The organism is Altererythrobacter sp. KTW20L, from assembly GCF_023501975.1.
Taxonomy (GTDB): Bacteria; Pseudomonadota; Alphaproteobacteria; order Sphingomonadales; family Sphingomonadaceae; genus Alteraurantiacibacter.
Genome location: NZ_JAMFLH010000002.1, coordinates 230,971 through 250,094 on the forward strand (window position 1 = coordinate 230,971; position 19,124 = coordinate 250,094).

A 19,124-nucleotide genomic window follows, 5' to 3' on the forward strand; every position below is an offset into this window, starting at 1 on the left:
CGCCCGCCCTGAGTCCGATAGTCCGATCATGCGCGAAATAGTCTTCGATACCGAAACCACCGGCCTCGATCCCCTGTCGGGCGACCGGCTGGTGGAAATCGGCTGTGTGGAAATGGTCAACCGCTGCCCCACGGGTCGCAATTTCCACGCCTGGTGCAACCCGCAGCGCGACATGCCGATGGAGGCAGAGCGCGTCCATGGCCTGAGTTCCGCCTTCCTGGCCGACAAGCCGCTGTTCGGCGCCATTGCCGCAGACCTGCTGGCTTTCCTCGGCGACAGTCCGCTGGTGGCACACAACGCGCAGTTCGATTTCGGCTTCCTCAATGCCGAGCTGGCGGCTTGTGCACATGAACCGATCAGCCTCGACCGGATGGTCGACACCCTGGCCATAGCCCGCCGCCGTCATCCGGGAGCCAAGCATTCCCTCGATGCGCTGTGTACCCGCTATGGCGTGGACCGCAGCCACCGGGTGAAGCACGGCGCGCTGCTCGATGCCGAGCTTCTGGCCCAGGTCTATGTCGAATTGACCGGCGGGCGCCAGATCGGGCTGGAGCTGGCAGGCGAAGTGACTGTCACCACGGTCGAAATCACCACGTTCCGCCCGCGTACAGGCGGCGTGCTGCGCCCCGCCCGGCCCCACGCCGCCACGGCAGAGGAACTGGCCCGCCACGCGGAATTTCTTGAAACACTGAAAGCCCCTTTATGGCTTAATTAGGTCCCAATCGGTTCCTATATAGAGTTTCGAGGATCATCGAAGGAGAGACCAAGCTATGGATATCCGCGTTTCCGGCCACCAGATCGACACCGGCGCTGCCCTGCAGGAGCACGCTTCCGACCGTCTCGGATCGATTGTGGACAAGCATTTCAGTCGGGCGCTGTCATCTGCGGTTACTTTCGGCAAGGCACCGGGCCACGCGTTCGACTGCGATATCGTGCTGCACGTCAACCAGGGCCTGATCCTCAAGAGCCACGGCGAGGCGCACGATGTGCACGTGGCGTTCGACCAGGCAGCAGACAAGATCGAGAAGCAGCTGCGCCGCTATCGCCGCCGGCTGAAGGACCGCCACGAACAGGCCGCCCATGCCCAGCGCGAGGAAGATGCCGCCTATACCGTCTTCGCCTATGTCGAACCCGAAGCCGAAGAGGACGAGGACCAGGGCGCCGATGCCCCGCCGGTAATCGCCGAGACGCGGGTCGATATCCCCGAAGTCAGCGTGTCGGACGCGGTCATGCTGCTCGACTTGCGGCACACCAACGCGCTGTTCTTCAAAAATGCTGGCACCGGGCGGCATAATATGGTGTACCGCCGCCGCGATGGATCGATCGGCTGGGTCGAACCGTCCTGATCGCGGCGGGCTGCCTATTGGCCCGCCAGTCCAGATCGCTGTTTTTCTTGGCGATTCTTGAACCTTTACAAAGCCTTCGTGGCCCATTCGGCTGACGCGGCTTGTTCCGGCTTACCCAGAGACTGACACCATGGATGCACACTTCGCCATAAAGCCCGAATCGGTGGCAATCGTCGACGCCGATGGCAAGCAGGCGATTCTGGCTGCATTGAGCAAGCTGTTCGCGTCAAGCTGGGAGCTGGATGCCGGTCAGGTGCTCGAACTGCTGGAGGAGCGCGAGGCGCTCGGCAGCACCGGGTTCGGGCGCGGGGTGGCGATCCCCCATGCCCGCATCGCGGGAATCCAGCGTCCCGTCACCGCGCTGCTGCGCCTGCGGCATCCGGCCGATTTCAACGCGGCAGACGGCCTGCCAGTGGACCTGGTGTTCGGCCTCCTATCACCCGAGAACAGCGGGGCGAGCCATCTCCATGCGCTGGCCGCAATATCGCGCATCATGCGCGACGAGGACATGCGCGATGCCTTGGCCGATGCGCCCGATGTCGAAGCGATCTATGGCTTGCTGACCAATGTCACGGACCGCGACGTCGCCTGATTCTGGCCTCCTCGCGTCGAGCACGCATTTTCGCGCGCTCGAGGCACTCTATGCCAGCGCGCCGGTCAACGCGCTGTTCGACTCGCGCCTGCATATTGCCGAAGCCGAGCATTCGACCATCGTGTTCAGTGTGGACGAGACCATGCATCACGCGGCCAGGGCGGCGCACGGCACGATCTATTTCAAGATGCTCGACGATGCGGCCTTCTATGCGGCCAATTCGCTGGTTCCGGACCGTTTCCTGCTGACCACGGCCTTCAACCTCCATTTCACCAAGCCCGTCCGTTCGGGCGAGGTCACGGCGCATGGCCGCTGGATCAGCGGGCGGCGGCGGGTGTTCGTGGCCGAGGCGAACCTGATCGACAGCGAGGGCGAGGAAATCGGGCGCGGGACCGGAACCTTCATGCGCTCGTCGATCGAACTGGCGGGCCTGCCCGGTTATCGGGCACCGGAATGACCGATGCGCGCCTTCCCGCCCATGTCGAGGCAGGCGGCCTGATCCGCGCGGTCCAGGCCGAAGGCGGCTTCGGAATGGTTATTGCAAAGGGTGAACGCGACGCTGGGACTTTGCTGGTAATCTGTTGCGAAAACGGCACAAACGCGCGGTTGTACGATCGGATGCCGCAGCTTGATGGCAGCAGGAAATGGACTCTTTCGAAGTCACAAGACCCTGAAAACCCGCATGAATTCAGCGAATATTGCGACCGTCGCAAGCGGCAGGATCCGGACATCTGGATCGTCGAGCTGGATATCGCAAATGCGGAACGTTTCATCGGCAACCAGGGAACGACTGGTTGACAGGCGGCCGGCCATCGCTATGTGCCGCCCCGACTTCCCCAGCGTAGCCAATGCGGGCCGGCAATACAGCCGGTGACTTTGGTGCGCAGACGGGGGGCAAACCGGCAGGTTCCTTATTTCGGGATCGCAGGTCTTGTTTAAGGCACCGGCAAGGTGCGCAGCAAGGCCGGCCTGCGACGGGTTACCCACCGCCCTGAGTTTCCTCAGTAATGATTCGCAAGACCCTCCGAGCCGGGGCGTTCGCTTCGGCTGCCCTGATGATTGCCATTGTTTCCGGCACCGGCCTGACCGGCGCCATTGCCCAGGACCAGACCCAGGCCGACCAGCCTGCGGCCGTTCCCACCCAACCGGTGGTCGAAGCGCCCGAAATGGTCCGCTTCGTTTCCGAGCCCGTGGTGCAGGATATCTCCGCCCCCGAGGCCCAGCCCGGACCAACGGCCGAAACACTCCATGCCCTTGTCGCGACGTTTCCGGCCGGTGACGCGCTGTCGCCGGAGCTGACCTGCCTGGCGCAGGCCGTCTATTTCGAAGCCCGCGGCGAACCGCTGGGCGGCCAGCTCGCCGTTGCTCGCGTGGTCATCAACCGGACGGACTCGAACCAGTTCCCTGATGACTATTGTTCGGTCGTGACCCAGCGCAGCCAGTTTTCCTTCGTGCGCAACGGCCGCATCCCGCAGCCCAACACGTCATCCACCGCTTGGCAGCGCGCCCGCGCCATTGCTCGCATCGCCCACCAGGACCTGTGGGCGAGCGAAGTGGACGATTCGCTGTTCTTCCACGCCACCCACGTCCGCCCGAGCTGGGCAGGCCGCAAGGCCAGCGTGGCGCGGATCGATAGCCATATATTTTATAGGTGATTTTGCAGGCCCATCCGGTCCTGCATCCTCGCCGCGATTCCTTCCGCTTCGGGACAGTTCCGGCTGGCAACAGCGTTGCTTGAGCGGCTAGTCCTTCAGCTCGACCCACACCGGAGCGTGGTCGCTGGCCTTTTCCCGGCCACGGTGATCCTTGTCCACTCCGGCGGCGACAAGGCGGTCGGCGCAGTCGGGTGACAGCAGAAGGTGGTCGATACGGAAGCCGTGGTCGCGCTGCCAGGCACCGGCCTGGTAGTCCCAGTAGGTCCAGACCCCGCCGCGCGGGTTGAGCGTGGCGATGGCATCGGTCCAGCCGTCGGCCAGCAACCGGGCATAGGCATCGCGCGACTGCGGCTGCATCAGCGCATCGTTCTCCATCGCCCGCACCGACCACACGTCCCGGTCTCCGGGGATGACGTTGAAATCGCCCAGCACCACCGTGGGCATCTCGCCGGCCAGGTGCTGGCGGCACCGCGTGCGCAGGCGCTCCATCCAGGCCAGCTTGTAATCGAACTTGGGGCCGGGCTGCGGATTGCCGTTGGGCAGGTACAGGTTGCACACCCGCACGCCGTTAACCTCCGCCTCCAGATAGCGTGCCTGCTCGTCGCTATCGTCGCCCGGCAGGCCGCGCTGCATTTCGACCGGGGCCACGCCATCGGCCAGGATCGCCACCCCGTTGAAGCCCTTCTGGCCATGCCACACGGCATGATAGCCGATCTTCTCGAATTCTTCCGCCGGGAAGCCTTCGTCCTGCGTCTTGATTTCCTGCAGGCAGGCGACCGCGGGGCGGGTTTCCTCCAGCCATTCGAGCAGGCGCGGCAGGCGGGCCTTGATACCGTTGATATTGAAGCTGGCGATCTTCACGCGGCGTTCGGCCTAGATGCCGAAGCTGGAGCCGCAGCCACACCCGGCGGCGGCCTGCGGGTTCTCCACCTTGAAGGCCGCGCCGCCCAGCGATTCGACATAATCGACCGTTGCGCCCGACACGAGGTCGAGGCTGACCGGATCGACCACCAGCCTGACACCGCCGGTTTCGCTGACCAGGTCATCGCCATCCGGCCCGTCGGCCAGGTCGAACTTGTACTGGAAGCCCGAACAGCCCCCGCCCTCTACGGCAAGCCGCAGCACGGCAGGTTTGCCCTGCTTGCCGGCGATGAGCGCCACGCGGGCGGCAGCGGACTGAGTCAGGATCAGGGGTTGGGCCATGGCACCCATGTAGGGCCTGGCGCCGCCGACCTCAAGTCTCGGGCCTCAAGCCTTGGGACAAATCAGGCGCCCGGTTCAGGCGCTGGTGATATATTCGCGCATCAGCTCGGCCTCGGCCTCGATCTGTTCGATGCGGTGCTTCACCAGGTCGCCGATGGAAACGAAGGCGAGCAAGCGCGCCCCCTCACCGGCGCCTTCGACCACCGGCAGGTGCCGGATGCGGCGGCGGGTCATCAGGGTCATGGCCTGCAATGCGTCCTGCCGCGGATCGATGGTGATGGCAGGCGCGGTCATCACTTCGCCCACTGCCCGGTCCAGCGCAGCGCCGCCTTCCTTTGCCACGCAATAGAGCAGGTCGCGTTCGGAAAAGATGCCCGCCACCCTGTTGCCATCCATCACCGGCATGGCGCCGATGCGCTTTTCGGCCAGCAAGGCAGCGGCGTGGCGCACGCTGTCCCTGGCCGTGCAACTGATGATATCCTGCTGGCGGTCCTCGATGATCCTGGCAATCGACATGGCGCGTTCCTCCTTCTCCCGCAGGGATAATGGCACGAAATGTCGAGTCCCGCCAAATGGGCATGAACACGCACCGTTGCGCAGGCAGGCCGGAAGGCCCATGTGGGGGCAATGGTCCAGAACACACCCGTTAAACGGTCCCCGCTCGACGATCCGCAGACTGCCGCCCATGCCTGGGCCCGTTATCGCCGGTTGATGCGGCTGATGTTCGGCCTGACCACCGGCGTGGTCATCGTCGCACTGGTGATGATCTACAAGGAAGTGGGGCTGGTATCGGTCCACTTCTACATTGCCACGGCGCTGGGCATTGCTGCCGCCATGCTGCTGATGAGCGCGCTGATGGGTCTGGTGTTCCTGTCATCCGGCACCGGGCACGACGAGTCGGTCGATAACTCGCTGGACGAACTGGAGCCCTAGGCTTTCGCCGGCTTCAGCCGGTATTCCTCGACCGGCTCTCCGCCGATCAGGTGCTGCTGGATGATCTGTTCGAGCACTTCAGGCGTGCACGAATGGTACCACACCCCGTCAGGCCAGACGACGGCGACAGGGCCTGCCACGCAGACCTGCAGGCAATCGGCCTTGGTCCGCTGGACTCCTCCATCGGCCACAAGGCCCAGTTGCTTGAGCCGCCGCTTGAGAAACTTCCAGCTCGCCTCGCCCTGTTCACGGTTGCAGCACTGCTGCTTTTCCGAGATTCCGCACAGGAAGATATGCCGCTGGATGTGCGTCCCGCCGATCTTGTCGAGTGCGCGTTCAGCCTGGTTGAGATCGCTTGCGGAAGAGGACAGGGTCAGCGCTTCTTGCCCGCGATGCGGGCTATCTCCGCCTTGACCAGCCGTTCGACGATGCCGGGCAGATGGGCATCGAGCCATTGCGCCATCATCGGCCGCAGCATTTCGCGCACCAGGCCTTCGATCGACGTTTCGCCCGAACGCACGATGCGCGGCGGAGCAGAGGGTTCGGCCAGCATCGCCAGCGCGGCGAGCGACTGGCGCATGGCATCGGCGGCCCCGGCATTGGTCAGGCCTTCGGCGGCCACGGCTTCCTCGACCTGCTGCGACATGGTGCCAAGGTCGAGCACGTCGTCATCGCCCAATTCCTCACCGTCATCGCTTTGCGCCACCGCCTCTTCATAAGATGGGCGGGTTATCAGGCCTTCGGTTTCGCGGCGGCGACGCACGGCTTCGGCGCTGTCGCGGTTGTCGCGCGCGATCACCTTCTTGATCGATTCGAGGATTTCCTCGACCGAGGGTTCGCCTTCCTGCCGCATGAATGTCCCCACCTGGTACCTCAGTTGTCCGGAATGTCGCCACCCTGCGCGGGTATGTCAACGGTGCGCGTGGACCGGGCGACAGGATCGGGATCGCGCTGCCAGTCCCAGATGATGTTGCGGACCCGGTCATAGTTGACCACCGGATCGTAGAGCACGCCTTCGCTTTCCAGCCCGAGGTCGCGCGCTTCGGCGCGGCCCATGGCGGCCAGCAGGGTGAATCCGGCAACATATTCGTTGCGTCGTGCCGTCACCAGCTGCACCCGCGCTGCCAGCAGTTCCTGTTCGGCATTGAGCACGTCGAGGACATCCCTATTGCCGATGGAATTTTCCGCCCGCACGCCTTCCAGGCTCAATTCTGCGGCATCGACGGCTGACTGGGTGCTGGCGATGATGGCATTGGCCGCGCGCCAGCTCGCCCACGCGCCGCGCACCTGCGCCAGCACATTGCGTTCGGTGGCGATGGCCTGTTCGATCTGGGCGAGCGATTGCTGCTGCGCTTGCCGCTGCTGGGCTGCCACCCGGCCACCCTGGAACAACGGCACCGACAGCCTGAGCCCCGCCTGGGCCGAAGTGCTGACCTGCGAGGCGGCACCAGTGCCGGGGATCGCGCCCAGCGTGCCGAGGAAGTTCTGGTATCCGCCGGTGGCAAAGGCTTCCAGCCGGGGCAGGCGACCGGCACCCGCCACGCGGATGTCATAGCCCGAAGCCTCGGCCCGTTCGCGCGCGGCGATCAGGTCGGGGTTGTTTTCAAGCGCTGCATCCTCGGCCACTTCGATGCTGGCGGGCAGGCCTGGCAATGGTGGTGGCGGTTGCAGATCGCCGGGAGCCGACCCGACCAGGGCGACGTAGTTCTCGCGGGCGATGGCGAGATTGGCCTCGGCCGACTGCAGGTCGCTACGGGCAAGGGCCAGCCGGCTGGCGGACTGCGCCACATCGGTGCGGGTGAGATCGCCGATTTCGAACCGGTCGCTGGTTGCCTCAAGGTTGACCGACAGCACCTCGACGTTGCCCTGCGACAAGCCGACAATCGCCTCGCCCCGGATCACGTCCATGTAGGCGGCCACGACCTGGCTGAACAATGCGCTTTCGGTGCCCCGCAGGTCCGCGCGTCCGGCTTCGATCCGCCCTTCGGCCGCGCGGATGCCGTTACGCACGCTGCCGCCCGTATAGAGCGGCACACCGAGGTTGAGGTTGGCGGAAACCGACCGTTCGGGCGAAGTGAAGCTGGTCGAGCTCTGCTTGACGAATTCAGTGAAGCTGCCCGACACATCGGCCGATGGCAAGCCGCCCGAGCGCTGGATCACCACGCTTTCATCCGTGGCGCGCTGCTGGGCGCGGGCGGCTTCGAGCTGCGGGTTGGTCTGGTAAGCCTGGGCCAGCGCCTCGCGCAGGGTGTCTGCCGCTGCGGGTGCGGCAACAAGACACGATAGAGCCAGCAGCGAAGCTTTCAGGCCGAAACGGATCATGATCAGAAGCTCCAGCCTTTCGGCTTGTCGAATTCGGGGAGGCGCGGGATGCCGATTTCACCCAGTTTAAGGAAGGCGACCTCGCTGCCGGACTTGCGTCCGCGGGCCAGACTGGTCACGCCGTCCTGGACCAGTCCGGTGACCACGCGCCCGCCATCGACCAGGCGATTGGCGAGGCCGGCGGGCAGCTGCTCGATGGCGCCATCGATCAATATGAGATCCGCCTTGGCACCCTTGCCAGCTGCGCCTTGCGCTTCTGCGGGGGACAGGATGGTCAGCCCTGCGACCAGCGGACGGACCAGTTCGGCGAGGTAGCCACTGCCGCAATCGACCACCACCACATTGTCGGTCGGCAAAGGGGCGGCTTCCTGCAGCATCATACCATGCACCAGCGGGGAGGGGAGAAAGTGTCCATCGCCGAGCGGTACGGCGCGATCGACATAGGCCACATCGCGCATGGCTGCCGGAACAAACTGCTCACGCGGAACGCTACGCATACGGGCAATGGTGACATCGGCAGTGACACCGCTGGTGCGCAGCTGGCTGTCGATCATCGCACGGCGGGCGGCGGTGAAGCTGTTGCCAGTTGGTGCGTCTTGCTCTGGGGATACGACGGTGGTCACGGTTCTGTTCTCTCGTCACTCTTGATGGAGCGAGCCTTAGGCGTATGAGGGCGGCAGGCCAAGGGGGCTTTGGGGGCACTTCGGGCGGCATAGCAGCAACCAGCCCCCCGGCGTGTCAGAAATTGTATCAGCAGGAGACTGGCTTCGATGAACGGCGTTACCACTATCCGCGAAAAGGATATCATCGAGAGCGTGGCCGACGCGCTGCAATATATCTCCTACTACCATCCGATGGACTACATCCTCGCGCTGGGCGAGGCCTACAAGGTGGAGCAGGGCCCGGCAGCGAAAGACGCGATCGCGCAGATCCTTACCAATAGCCGCATGTGCGCCGAGGGCCACCGGCCGATCTGCCAGGACACCGGCATCGTCAACGTGTTCGTCAAATGGGGGCAGGACTGCCGCCTGGAATCGGACAAGAGCCTGCAGGACGTGGTCGATGAAGGCGTGCGCCGCGCCTACAACCTGCCGGAAAACAAGCTGCGCGCCTCGATCCTGGCCGATCCGGCCTTCACCCGCCGCAACACCCGCGACAACACCCCTTGCGTGCTGAGCGTGGACATGGTGCCGGGCAACACGGTCTCGATCGATGTCGCGGCCAAAGGCGGCGGGAGCGAGAACAAGAGCAAGTTCAAGATGATGAACCCGAGCGACAATATTGTCGATTGGGTGCTCGAGCAGATCCCCCACATGGGGGCCGGCTGGTGTCCGCCGGGCATGCTGGGCATCGGAATCGGCGGCACGGCGGAACACTGCATGAAGCTGGCCAAACTGTCGCTGATGGAACCGATCGACATGGCGCAATTGAAAGCGCGCGGACCGCAGAACGATATCGAGAAGCTGCGCATCGACATCTTCGACGCGGTCAACGCCACCGGCGTGGGCGCGCAGGGGCTTGGCGGGCTTTCCACCGTGCTCGACGTGAAGATACTCGACTGGCCGTGCCATGCGGCGGGCAAGCCGGTGGCGATGATCCCCAATTGCGCGGCCACGCGCCACGCCCATTTCACGCTGGACGGCTCGGGACCTGCTTTCCTACCGCAGCCCGATCTCGACCAGTGGCCCGATGTCCAGTGGGAGCCCGATGTCGAGGCGAAGAAGGTCGATCTCGACAACCTGACCCGCGAAGAAGTGCAGAGCTGGAAGCACGGCGACCGCCTGCTGTTGAGCGGTGCCATGCTGACCGGGCGCGATGCGGCGCACAAACGCATTGCCGACATGATTGCGGCGGGCGAGGAGCTGCCGGTCGATTTCAGTGGCCGGGCAATCTACTATGTCGGCCCGGTCGATCCGGTCATGGGCGAGGTTGTCGGCCCGGCCGGCCCCACCACGGCCACCCGGATGGACAAGTTCACCGACATGATGCTCGACCGGGGTCTGCTGGCGATGATCGGCAAGGCCGAGCGCGGGCAGGGCGCGGTCGATTGCATCGCCAAGCACAAGGTGGCCTACCTGATGGCAACCGGCGGCGCGGCCTACCTCGTCAGCCGGGCGATCCGCGAATCGCGGGTGGTCGGCTTCGAGGATCTGGGCATGGAAGCGATCTACGAGTTCACAGTTAAGGACATGCCGGTGACCGTGGCTGTGGATTCGGATGGCAACAACGTCCACAAGCTCGCGCCGCTTCACTGGCAGCGCAAGATTGCTGAAGAGGGGCTACTGAAAGCCTGAAGCGGCTTCGGCTGATCGAGCCTATTGATCGACCAAGCGGCGATCAGGGCCGACCGGCAGGCTACGCGGGGCTGGCATAGCGCTGCGAGGGCGGGCTAGATGCGTAGGATGGAAGCGGAGCAGACAGATCAGGATCACGCACGCGTACCGTTCCGCACGGTACTGTTGTCGATCGTGGGGCTGTGGCTGTGCTACTTCGTCCTCACCACCCTGCGTGGCGAGCTGGTGGACCTTGGCTTCACTTTCGAGGCAACCTGGCGGCGGGCGCTATCTTCGATCGCCGGCGTGGTCATCACCGTGGGGTTGTGGCTGATCTTGCGCCTGTTCGATGGCCGTGCCATGTGGATCAAGATCGGCGCAGCCCTGCTGTTGTCGCTGCCGGTGGCCCTGCTGATCGCCCAGGCCAACCAGATGGTCTTCGCTTCGATGGAGGAGCGGGTGTTCGCCCGTTCGGCAGAACAGCGCGGCTTCACTGTCCACCGTGACCAGTCGGGCGACTTGCTGGTCGATATCCCGGCTCGTGCCATGCCCGGAGCGCCAATCGATGCGCCAATCGATGCGTCTGTCAGTGCGGGCAACGGACCACAGGATATTGTCACCGTCCCTGCTGCCCGGCTGCAGGGCACATACTGGCAGGAAGTGGTCGAGGTCGCCTATGGCCGCTATTTCATGATGCTGGCCTGGTGCGCGCTCTACCTTGCGCTGTTGACGGGAGAGAAGGCGCGCGCGGCTGAACGGCGCGAGGGGACCTATCGCCGCGCGGCCAAGGCGGCCGAATTGCGCTCTCTACGTTACCAGGTGAACCCCCATTTCCTGTTCAATACGCTGAATTCACTCTCAGCCCTGGTGCTGACCGGGCGGACAGAAGCGGCCGAGCGGATGATTCAGATGATCAGCACCTTCTATCGCCGCAGCCTGGCCGACGATCCCACCAGCGACGTGCCGCTGGCCGACGAGATCGCGCTGCAGAAGCTCTACCTTGATATCGAGGGTGTGCGCTTTCCGCTGCGGCTGGTGGCGGAATACGACGTGCCGCCCGATCTGGAGGACGTGCTGGTGCCCGGGATGATCCTGCAGCCACTGGTGGAAAATTCGGTCAAGCATGCGGTTGCGCCATCGGGCGACCAGGTGAAAGTCACCATTTCGGCGGTCGAGGACTATGGCCGGCTGGTCTTGAGCGTTTCCGACAACGGCACGCCTGCAGACACCGGCGGCCCGGCGCGCGATGGCTTCGGCATCGGCCTTACCAATGTGCGCGAGCGGCTGGCGGCCCGGTTCGGCAAGGAAGCCACGGTCGTGTCCGGTCCGGTGCCCGGCGGCTATGCCACCCATCTGCGCCTGCCGATCACCCACGGCATCCACAAGCGGGAAGCCGCGCAATGACCGATAGGCCAACTACCCAGCGCCCCTCCCTGCGTACCCTGATCGTCGATGACGAGCCGCTGGCGATTGAGCGCATGCAGGTGCTCTGCGCCGAGATTGACGGCTTGCAGGTGGTCGGCACGGCCAGCGACGGGCGTGCGGCGCTGCGCCTGGCGGAAAAGCTGCTGCCCGACCTGCTGCTGCTCGACATGACCATGCCGGGTACTGATGGCCTTGCCGTGGCGCGTGAACTGGCCAGTCGTCCCGCCCCGCCCGCCGTGATCTTCGTTACCGCGCACGAAAACTTCGCGGTCGAGGCGTTCGATCTGGACGCTGTGGACTATGTCCTGAAACCGGTTGCGGGCGAACGGCTGGAACGGGCCATCGGTCGCGCCCTGGCTCGCCGCGACAAGGCGGATGGCCAATTGCCGGGCAACGGGCCTTCAGGCACTGGTCCGACTTCCGAATGGCAGACCGAATTCTGGGTGCCCAACCGTTCGGAACTGCTGCGCATCGACGCCGCCGAAGTGCGCCGTATCGATGCCGAGCGCGACTATGTGCGGCTTCACGTCGGCAGCAGTTCATACCTGCTGTTGCAGACGATCGCCGGACTTGAAGCGCGGCTCGATCCCGAGCGGTTCATCCGCATCCACCGGTCCACCATCCTCAGGCGCGACATGATCCGCGGCCTGCGGCACGAAGGGCTGGGCGTGTGGTGCGTCGAGCTGGAAGCCAGGGACGGGGAGACCGACACGGAACTGCGGATCGGGCGGACCTACCTGAAGCGGGTCAAGGCCATGGCCGGGCGCTGAGCGCGTTTGGGGCCGTGCGCTGAGCACGACTCGAACTATTTAATTTATCACAAAAAGTTGAAGGGCGCCCGGGGTCGAGCGCCCTTCTCCAGGGTCCGGACTGCGGAGACTGGCAGCAACCGGCGCCCGATACCGGGGGACGATCAGCCTGCCCGGGCTCCGTCTGCCAGGACCCGAGCAAAATGGCTCTGCAAATCACGCTTGGCGTTGCGGTAGCATTCGCGGGCATCGCGTGGCACGATGTGGGATCCCGTTTGCCGCTCGTTCATCCCGCACACCTGCTTGGCGGCGCTGTCGATGCGGCGGTTGAGTTCGTTGCGGCCTTCCTCGGTCGCCAGGTCGAGATCGCGATAGGTCACGCCGGTGGTGCGCGTATCGCGTTCCAGTGCCGCGACCGATCCGGTGGCGAGCAGCGCGGCTCCTGCCAGCGCGATTGAAATGGTCTTGAACATGCCCTTCTCCTTCCTTGGTTGGACCTCCCACCCGAAGGCTCCGAAACCTCGGGGAGCCTCGCAGGTTGCGCCGCGACCGCTGGGACTGGAGCGGCCGCGGCGCAGGACCAGATCTAGGGCCGGGCTGCGGGCAAAGCGCGCCAGTCTCGACCTGCGGCAGCCAGCCATCGACCGGCGATTGCCCGGGCCGACCAACAGCCGAGCAAGGTCCACCAACGGCATTCCGGGCTTTCCCCGCTAACCGCAATTGCCCTTCTGCGAGGCAGGAGGCACAAGGCGCGCATGGCCGTGGGTATCGTCTTCCTGTTGGGTATTGCCAGCTTCGCGCTGCACAGCGCCGTGCTGGCGAGCGGGCACGTAGTGGTGCGGGCATTTACCGGAAGCGGTGCGGTGTCATCGCGCCTCACCCTGGTGCTCGAATTTGCCGTGCTGGTCGTGGCCATGGCGGCAGCGCAGGCCGACAGCGCTTGGGGCTGGGCCTATGCCATCTATACGGCGTGCAACGCGGCCGCTGGCTGGGCCATCCTGACCGGGCGCATGTAGTGGGAACCGGAAGGCCTGCAGATCGCTGTCCCGGCGTGGTTCGCGCATCCAAATTCTGCCTCGTGTCCAATGCGAAAAGCGGCAGCAACGATGCCGAGACGCTCGATTCGCTGATGCAGCAATTGACAGCGGACGGATCGGCCCTGGCACGCCATGTATCGTTCCCCGATGAACCGCTCCCCGTACCGGCCGAACTCGATGCCGGGGATATCGACTTCGTTGCGGTTTTCACCGGGGATGGCACTATCAAGGCTACGCTCGATGCGCTGGCGGGCTGGGGCGGCGCGGTGCTGGTCCTGCCGGGAGGGACCATGAACCTGCTTTACCACCGCCTGCACGGCGATGCGTCGAGCGAGGAGGTGATTGCCGCCTTCCACACCGGCAAGCTGCAGCGCCTCCGTCCGCAAGTGATCCGGTGCACGGCAGGCCGGGCCTATGCGGGGTTGCTGGCCGGTCCCGGCACCGCGTGGAACCATGTGCGCGAGGCGATGCGCGAGGCCGATGTGGTGGAGTTCGCCAGTGGCACCGTGGCGGCCATGTCCGAAACCCTGGCCGCTCCCGGTGTTGCCTGCACCGTTCCACCGATGGGGCGGCCCGAAGGCTATCCGCTGCTGCTGCTCGATCCGACCGCGCACGGCATCGAGGTGACCGCCTTCCACGCCGAAGAGCCGGGCGAATATCTCGCCCAGGCTGTGGCCCTGCTGCGGCGCAATTTCCGCGAAGGCCCGCATGATTTGCTGGGATCGGTTCCGGCGGTCACCCTGACCGGGAGTGAAGGCGAGGAGTTCGGCTTGCTGCTCGATGGCGAACCGGCCGAGGCCTGCACTTCCGACCGGTTTGAACTGGTCCGATGCGAAGTCGATCTGCTAGCCTTCGAGAGCCATGCCTGATCCTGTCCTCCTGTTTCACCTCAGTGATATCCATTTCGGGGTTGAGGACGTGGGCGCGCTCGACTGGGTGCGGCGCGAAATTGATCGCTTGCGTCCCGATGCCGTGGCGATCACCGGCGACCTCACGATGCGCGCGCGCCACCGCGAATTCGCCGCCGCCGAAAAGTGGATCCACGGCCTGGATGTTCCGGTGACGGTGGAGCCGGGCAACCATGATCTGCCCAACTACTACCTGCCATCGCGCTACCTGCGCCCGTTCGGCCGGTTCAATGCCTTTCGTGAAGTGGTCGAACGGCGGCTCGAATTTGCCGATATCGCGCTGGTCCCGCTCAACACCAATGTGTCGGCCCAGCCACGGCTCAACTGGTCAAAGGGCTGGGTAACCAGCCGCGCCCTGGCCGATTGCCTGGCGCAGATCGATGCCCTGCCACCGGGCACGCACGCCCTGGTCACTGCACACCATCCCCTGCGCGAAGCGGGTACCAGGGGAACGGCGCTGACCCGCGGCGGGACGAAAGCCCTGGCCGAACTGGCAAAGCGCAATGTGCTGGCGGTGTTGACGGGCCATGTGCACGATGCGTTCGACATCATGGAGCCGACGGCCAACGGCCTGGTGCGGATGATCGGCGCGGGCACCCTGTCGCACCGCCTGCGCACCACCCCTCCCAGTTTCAACGAGTTGCACTGGGATGGCCGCGAACTGACGGTGACGGTGCGCAATCTCGAGGGCCGCTCCACCCCAGAAATGATGATCCACGATGTGCCCGAGGACGCAACCCCGCCCGCAGACGGGGAGGACAGCGGGAACAAGGCGGCAGATCCTCAGTTGCGCGCTCCATGAGCGGCAAGATCCTTTTCAAGATCCTTGTGGTCGAGGACGACCTGCTGAACCGCATGTTCTATCACGAAGCGCTTGGTGCGCATGGCTATGACGTGGCCCTGGTCAGCGATGGCGCGGCGGTGCTGGCCGAAGTCGAGCGGTTTCACCCTGATCTTATCACGATGGATATCAGCCTGCCCAATATATCCGGCCTGCGCCTGATCCGCCTGCTCAAGAAGGACCAGGCCACCCGCGACATTCCGATCCTCGCCATTACCGCTTTTGCCGGGCGCGAGGAGGAAGGTCGCGTGCGCCTGGCCGGGGCGGGCGGCTATCTTGCCAAACCGGTGTCGATGGACAAGCTGGTCAGCGCGGTCGAGGGGATGCTCTCCGGTTGATCTTCAAAATATGAAACGAAAAAGGGCGGCCCCGCAGGACCGCCCTTTTTGATACCGGCGGGGCCGGAAGGTCCGCTTAGCGCTTCGAGAACTGGAAGCTGCGGCGTGCCTTGGCGCGGCCGTACTTCTTGCGTTCCACCACGCGGCTGTCACGGGTGAGGAAGCCGGCAGCCTTGACCGTGCCGCGCAGGGCAGGCTCGAACCTGGTCAGCGCCTGCGAGATACCGTGCTTTACCGCGCCGGCCTGGCCCGAGAGGCCGCCGCCCTTGACGGTGGCGACCACGTCGTACTGGCCCTCACGCTCGGAGATCGAGAACGGCTGGTTGATCACCAGACGCAGCGTGGGGCGGGCGAAGTAGACTTCCTGGTCCTTGCCGTTGACGGTGACCTTGCCGGTGCCCGGCTTGATCCACACGCGGGCCACGGCGTCCTTGCGGCGGCCGGTGGCATAGGCGCGGCCCTGGGCATCCAGGATCTGTTCGCGCAGGGGCATGGTCGGCGCAGCGGGAGCCGTGGGGGCGTCGGGCGTATCAACCGCCAGGGTGTTCAGGTCCGACAGGTCGGACACGGTGGTGTTTTCATCAGCCATCACGCAGCAGCCTTGTTCTTGCGGTTCATCGAGGCAACGTCGAGCACTTCGGGCTGCTGGCCCGCGTGGGGGTGATCGGTGCCGTTGTAGAGGTGCAGGTTCTTCATCTGCACCCGGCCGAGCGGGCCGCGCGGGACCATTCGTTCAACCGCTTTCTCGATCACGCGCTCGGGGAACTTGCCGCCCAGCACCTTTTCAGCGGTGACCGCCTTGATGCCGCCGGCATAGCCGGTGTGGCGATAGTAAACTTTGTCGGCCAGCTTCTTGCCGGTGAACCGCACCTTGTCGGCGTTGAGGATGATCACATGATCACCGCAATCGACGTGGGGGGTGTAGGTCGGCTTGTGCTTGCCGCGCAGGAGGTTGGCGACGATCGTGGCGAGACGCCCGACCACCAGGCCTTCGGCATCGATAACGTGCCACTTCTTTTCGACCTCGGCCGGCTTGATCGACCGGGTCTGCTTGCTGAGCGCCTTCATGGCTGCAATTTCCCTATTGATGCGAAAAGTTCGCCGCCCGGACAGCCTGCGAAGATCCGGACTAGGGAATCATCGCCGCACTGCCCGTGCGAAGGGGCGGCATTTGTCGTGGAAGGGGCGGGAAGTCAAGCTTTCTCGCGGTTTTGCGGGGAGGTAAAATAATACCTTCAGTGCGTAGGGGTTAATCAGGCGGTGGCCTGGTCGATGCAGAACAGCTCCCATTGCTCGCCGCTCCGCCGCTCGTCGTTGCCGATCCTGGTGGTTATCTCGCGTCGAGCCGATGACATCAGTCGGCTCGCGGGGTCGCGCAAGGCGGTAAACCGGGTCTCAATTTCGCCGGCGTCCCCCCAGGGCAGGATGACCTCTTCGCGCGCGCTGCGTTCGTCAGCGAGGGGGGCAAACAGGTCGCGCGGCAAGTGGGTAGTCAGGCGCGTGCCGCTCTGATGTAGCGCCTCGACCAGCGTGCTTGCCTCCTCGCCCGCGCCGGCCATCATGGCGCGCACATCGGCCAGCGCTCGCGACAGTTCCTCGCCCGATGCGGCCTCAGGTCCTTCGACGATGTGGCCAACCTCGTCCAGCAGCATGGGGAACACGCCGTTTTCCACCCGCTGGCGCTCGAGTGCAGCGAGGTGTTCGAGGGGAGCAGGCCAGTCCACCCGCGCGGCCACCTGCTCACCGGTGACCCGGAAGCCGGTATCGAGCCGTTCGAACTCCACGGCGAAATCGCGCGAGATTGCCAGTGTCGGCCCACCCGGCAGCTGCCGTTCGATAGATCGGCGATAGATCATCTGTCCGGGAGGGGGTGCAATCTGATCAACCATCGGGTTGGCACTTGCCAGCGCGGGGCGCGTGGCGAACAGCGGCAGCAACGCTGCGCCCAGTGCCAGGCGCAAGGCATCGCGCCGGTTGCTGCCTGGCAAGATTGATCTATTCCGGCCCATCGCCATCGCACCCCCAAACCGGCCCCGCAGCAAGCCCCGCCAACCAGTCGCTGGTGGCCTGCGGAGCGGCGGAAACGTCCCATAGCATGATCGCAGGGCTTTGGTAGGAATGCAATTGGGCAAGGCGGTCCGCCATGCGTTTGGCCACTTCCGAATGGGTCTTGAACAGCACGCCAACTTCGCGGCTTTCGCCCTTTTCACCCTGCCAGCGATAGAGCGAGACCATGCCGGGAATGATGTTGGCGCAAGCAACCATCCCTTCGTCGAGCAGAGCGCCGGCTACCTTGCGTGCCTCGGCCTCGGTGGGGAAGGGGCACCAGGCGAGCATCGCCCCTTCGCTCATGCGGACCTCTGCCCCAGCCGATGCGCCCCCCATGCCGTGGCACCCACCAGCAGCGCGCCGACCAACTGGTGCGCCACCGCCAGCCACAGCGCCACGCCGGACATGACCGTGGCGATGCCAAGCAGGATCTGCACGCCGAATGCGGAGTGGATATAGATCGAGGCCCTGCGGTCGCCATGGCGCTTCACCGCGCGGGCCATGACGATGAGGGCGGCAACTGCGGGCCAGGCCCACCAGCGGTGCAGCCAGTGGAGCAGGAAGGGGTCGTGGGTCAGCGTGTAGAGGAAGCCGCGATCCCACCCGAATTGCGGCAGGAACTGTCCGCTCATCAGGGGCCAGCTATCGGAAGCATGCCCCGCGTTAAGGCCCGCGACCCAGGCGCCCAGCAGCAATTGCACGAACAGAATGACCATGGTGACGATGGACAGGCGGGTCAGCCGGGCAGGGCGCGCGGCTGGATTGGCATGGAGCACCAGCAGGTCACGCGCGGTCCATAGCAGGCCACCGAGCGTGACCAGCGCTGTCAACAGGTGGATCGACAGCCAGAAGTGCGACACGTCGGTCACTTCGGTCGACAGGCCCGAGCGGACCATGAACCAGCCGAAGGCGCCCTGCAGCCCGCCCAGCGCGAGCAGAGCCACGAGGCGTGGCTTGTAACCGGTGGGGATCGCTCCCTTGACCCAGAACCAGGCGAGCGGCACGGCAAAGGCCAGGCCGATGATCCGTCCGATCAGCCGGTGGAACCACTCCCAGAAATAGATGAACTTGTAATCTTCCAGCGTCATGCCCTGGGGCCCTGCAACCTGCTGGAATTCGCCGATCTGCTGGTAGGCTTCGAACTCGGCCAGCCATTGCTCCTCGCTCATCGGCGGCAAGGTGCCGGTAACGGGCTTCCATTCGGTGATCGACAGGCCCGATTCGGTCAGCCGGGTGATCCCGCCGACAGCCACGATCAGTGTCACGAGGGCCGCCACCACGAACAACCATCGGGCCAGCGCCAGTGGACGCCATTCTGGATGGAAGGACTGGCTGCCGGGGGAAGGAAGTGTTGCCATTCGCGCCATCTGGGCCTGTCGCGGGTGAATCGCAAGGCGGCTTTTGGGCCAGTTTCCCAGCAAAAGTCTTGCGCCATGATATAGCGTTACATACA

General features: G+C 64.9%; 27 protein-coding genes. 14 read left to right on the forward strand and 13 right to left on the reverse strand.

Annotated features, from left to right (window positions below):
- The first annotated feature begins 28 nt into the window (after positions 1-28).
- The 6 genes from dnaQ (at position 29) to M3P36_RS02725 (ending at position 3,593) form a co-directional block, all read left to right on the forward strand.
- On the forward strand, positions 29-715 hold the full coding sequence (gene dnaQ / locus M3P36_RS02700; protein WP_249700449.1) for a DNA polymerase III subunit epsilon: 687 nt from the start codon (positions 29-31) through the stop codon (positions 713-715).
- Positions 716-770: 55 nt separating this feature from the next.
- Positions 771-1,346, forward strand: coding sequence for a ribosome hibernation-promoting factor, HPF/YfiA family (gene hpf / locus M3P36_RS02705; protein ID WP_249700451.1), 576 nt, complete (start codon positions 771-773; stop codon positions 1,344-1,346).
- Between the two features lie 130 nt (positions 1,347-1,476).
- Entirely contained in the window at positions 1,477-1,938 is a 462-nt protein-coding gene (locus tag M3P36_RS02710; protein ID WP_249700453.1) for a PTS sugar transporter subunit IIA, read from the forward strand.
- Positions 1,913-2,395: a PaaI family thioesterase gene (locus M3P36_RS02715; protein WP_249700454.1), complete on the forward strand. Its 483-nt coding sequence runs from the start codon at positions 1,913-1,915 to the stop codon at positions 2,393-2,395. Before M3P36_RS02710 ends, M3P36_RS02715 begins: the two co-directional genes overlap by 26 nt.
- Positions 2,392-2,736 carry a DUF1491 family protein gene (locus tag M3P36_RS02720; RefSeq protein ID WP_249700456.1) on the forward strand — a complete coding sequence of 115 codons (345 nt, stop codon included), beginning with the start codon at positions 2,392-2,394 and terminating at the stop codon, positions 2,734-2,736. Before M3P36_RS02715 ends, M3P36_RS02720 begins: the two co-directional genes overlap by 4 nt.
- A gap of 209 nt (positions 2,737-2,945) precedes the next feature.
- Complete coding sequence (locus M3P36_RS02725) at positions 2,946-3,593, forward strand: cell wall hydrolase (protein WP_249700458.1); 648 nt, start codon at positions 2,946-2,948, stop codon at positions 3,591-3,593.
- A gap of 87 nt (positions 3,594-3,680) precedes the next feature.
- On the opposite strand, the gene xth is transcribed toward M3P36_RS02725, so the two are convergent.
- The 3 genes from xth to M3P36_RS02740 form a co-directional block, all read right to left on the reverse strand.
- On the reverse strand, positions 3,681-4,454 hold the full coding sequence (xth, locus tag M3P36_RS02730) for an exodeoxyribonuclease III (protein WP_249700461.1): 774 nt from the start codon (positions 4,452-4,454) through the stop codon (positions 3,681-3,683).
- 12 nt (positions 4,455-4,466) lie between these two features.
- Positions 4,467-4,796 (reverse strand): HesB/IscA family protein, encoded by a 330-nt coding sequence (locus tag M3P36_RS02735; protein WP_249700463.1) that lies wholly within the window; start codon positions 4,794-4,796, stop codon positions 4,467-4,469.
- Between the two features lie 75 nt (positions 4,797-4,871).
- Positions 4,872-5,312, reverse strand: coding sequence for a CBS domain-containing protein (locus M3P36_RS02740; RefSeq protein WP_249700466.1), 441 nt, complete (start codon positions 5,310-5,312; stop codon positions 4,872-4,874).
- Between the two features lie 111 nt (positions 5,313-5,423).
- On the opposite strand from M3P36_RS02740, the gene M3P36_RS02745 reads away from it, so the two are divergent.
- Positions 5,424-5,729, forward strand: a complete 306-nt coding sequence (locus M3P36_RS02745; protein WP_249700468.1) for a hypothetical protein — start codon at positions 5,424-5,426, stop codon at positions 5,727-5,729.
- Here the strand turns inward: M3P36_RS02745 and M3P36_RS02750 are convergent.
- From M3P36_RS02750 to M3P36_RS02765, 4 genes are read right to left on the reverse strand one after another with little or no spacing between them, the layout of a single operon-like run.
- Positions 5,726-6,100, reverse strand: a complete 375-nt coding sequence (locus tag M3P36_RS02750; protein WP_502798350.1) for a (2Fe-2S) ferredoxin domain-containing protein — start codon at positions 6,098-6,100, stop codon at positions 5,726-5,728. The two genes, M3P36_RS02745 and M3P36_RS02750, sit on opposite strands and share 4 nt — an antisense overlap.
- A 2-nt stretch (positions 6,101-6,102) precedes the next feature.
- Positions 6,103-6,582, reverse strand: coding sequence for a DUF2497 domain-containing protein (locus tag M3P36_RS02755; protein WP_249700473.1), 480 nt, complete (start codon positions 6,580-6,582; stop codon positions 6,103-6,105).
- Positions 6,583-6,602: 20 nt separating this feature from the next.
- On the reverse strand, positions 6,603-8,051 hold the full coding sequence (locus M3P36_RS02760; RefSeq protein WP_249700476.1) for a TolC family outer membrane protein: 1,449 nt from the start codon (positions 8,049-8,051) through the stop codon (positions 6,603-6,605).
- A gap of 2 nt (positions 8,052-8,053) precedes the next feature.
- The gene (locus M3P36_RS02765; RefSeq protein WP_249700477.1) at positions 8,054-8,674 is read right to left on the reverse strand and encodes a protein-L-isoaspartate O-methyltransferase family protein; all 621 of its coding nucleotides are present in this window, start codon (positions 8,672-8,674) and stop codon (positions 8,054-8,056) included.
- A 147-nt stretch (positions 8,675-8,821) separates the two neighbouring features.
- Between M3P36_RS02765 and M3P36_RS02770 the strand changes: the two genes are divergently transcribed.
- The 3 genes from M3P36_RS02770 to M3P36_RS02780 all read left to right on the forward strand — a co-directional run bounded on the left by M3P36_RS02770 (position 8,822) and on the right by M3P36_RS02780 (position 12,519).
- Positions 8,822-10,345 carry a fumarate hydratase gene (locus M3P36_RS02770; protein WP_249700479.1) on the forward strand — a complete coding sequence of 508 codons (1,524 nt, stop codon included), beginning with the start codon at positions 8,822-8,824 and terminating at the stop codon, positions 10,343-10,345.
- A 99-nt stretch (positions 10,346-10,444) separates the two neighbouring features.
- Positions 10,445-11,728 carry a sensor histidine kinase gene (locus M3P36_RS02775; protein WP_249700481.1) on the forward strand — a complete coding sequence of 428 codons (1,284 nt, stop codon included), beginning with the start codon at positions 10,445-10,447 and terminating at the stop codon, positions 11,726-11,728.
- A complete protein-coding gene (locus tag M3P36_RS02780) occupies positions 11,725-12,519 on the forward strand; it encodes a LytR/AlgR family response regulator transcription factor (protein ID WP_249700483.1) in 795 nt (264 codons plus the stop codon). Before M3P36_RS02775 ends, M3P36_RS02780 begins: the two co-directional genes overlap by 4 nt.
- 143 nt (positions 12,520-12,662) lie before the next feature.
- On the opposite strand, the gene M3P36_RS02785 is transcribed toward M3P36_RS02780, so the two are convergent.
- Positions 12,663-12,971 (reverse strand): UrcA family protein, encoded by a 309-nt coding sequence (locus M3P36_RS02785; RefSeq protein ID WP_249700485.1) that lies wholly within the window; start codon positions 12,969-12,971, stop codon positions 12,663-12,665.
- 282 nt (positions 12,972-13,253) lie between these two features.
- On the opposite strand from M3P36_RS02785, the gene M3P36_RS02790 reads away from it, so the two are divergent.
- The 4 genes from M3P36_RS02790 to M3P36_RS02805 all read left to right on the forward strand — a co-directional run bounded on the left by M3P36_RS02790 (position 13,254) and on the right by M3P36_RS02805 (position 15,622).
- Positions 13,254-13,514, forward strand: a complete 261-nt coding sequence (locus M3P36_RS02790; RefSeq protein ID WP_249700487.1) for a hypothetical protein — start codon at positions 13,254-13,256, stop codon at positions 13,512-13,514.
- 62 nt (positions 13,515-13,576) lie between these two features.
- A complete protein-coding gene (locus M3P36_RS02795; RefSeq protein WP_249700489.1) occupies positions 13,577-14,404 on the forward strand; it encodes a diacylglycerol kinase family protein in 828 nt (275 codons plus the stop codon).
- Complete coding sequence (locus M3P36_RS02800; protein WP_249700491.1) at positions 14,397-15,245, forward strand: metallophosphoesterase family protein; 849 nt, start codon at positions 14,397-14,399, stop codon at positions 15,243-15,245. Before M3P36_RS02795 ends, M3P36_RS02800 begins: the two co-directional genes overlap by 8 nt.
- Positions 15,242-15,622 (forward strand): response regulator, encoded by a 381-nt coding sequence (locus M3P36_RS02805; RefSeq protein WP_249700493.1) that lies wholly within the window; start codon positions 15,242-15,244, stop codon positions 15,620-15,622. The genes M3P36_RS02800 and M3P36_RS02805 overlap by 4 nt, the downstream gene beginning before the upstream one ends.
- Positions 15,623-15,698: 76 nt before the next feature.
- Here the strand turns inward: M3P36_RS02805 and rpsI are convergent, their stop codons facing one another.
- From rpsI to M3P36_RS02830, 5 genes are all read right to left on the reverse strand, one after another.
- Complete coding sequence (gene rpsI / locus M3P36_RS02810; RefSeq protein ID WP_249700494.1) at positions 15,699-16,211, reverse strand: 30S ribosomal protein S9; 513 nt, start codon at positions 16,209-16,211, stop codon at positions 15,699-15,701.
- On the reverse strand, positions 16,211-16,690 hold the full coding sequence (rplM, locus tag M3P36_RS02815) for a 50S ribosomal protein L13 (RefSeq protein ID WP_249700496.1): 480 nt from the start codon (positions 16,688-16,690) through the stop codon (positions 16,211-16,213). The genes rpsI and rplM overlap by 1 nt, the downstream gene beginning before the upstream one ends.
- 185 nt (positions 16,691-16,875) lie before the next feature.
- On the reverse strand, positions 16,876-17,610 hold the full coding sequence (locus tag M3P36_RS02820; protein WP_249700498.1) for a hypothetical protein: 735 nt from the start codon (positions 17,608-17,610) through the stop codon (positions 16,876-16,878).
- Positions 17,611-17,617: 7 nt separating this feature from the next.
- The gene (gene cutA, locus M3P36_RS02825; protein ID WP_249700500.1) at positions 17,618-17,974 is read right to left on the reverse strand and encodes a divalent-cation tolerance protein CutA; all 357 of its coding nucleotides are present in this window, start codon (positions 17,972-17,974) and stop codon (positions 17,618-17,620) included.
- Complete coding sequence (locus tag M3P36_RS02830) at positions 17,971-19,029, reverse strand: COX15/CtaA family protein (protein ID WP_249700502.1); 1,059 nt, start codon at positions 19,027-19,029, stop codon at positions 17,971-17,973. The genes cutA and M3P36_RS02830 overlap by 4 nt, the downstream gene beginning before the upstream one ends.
- Positions 19,030-19,124: the final 95 nt, after the last annotated feature.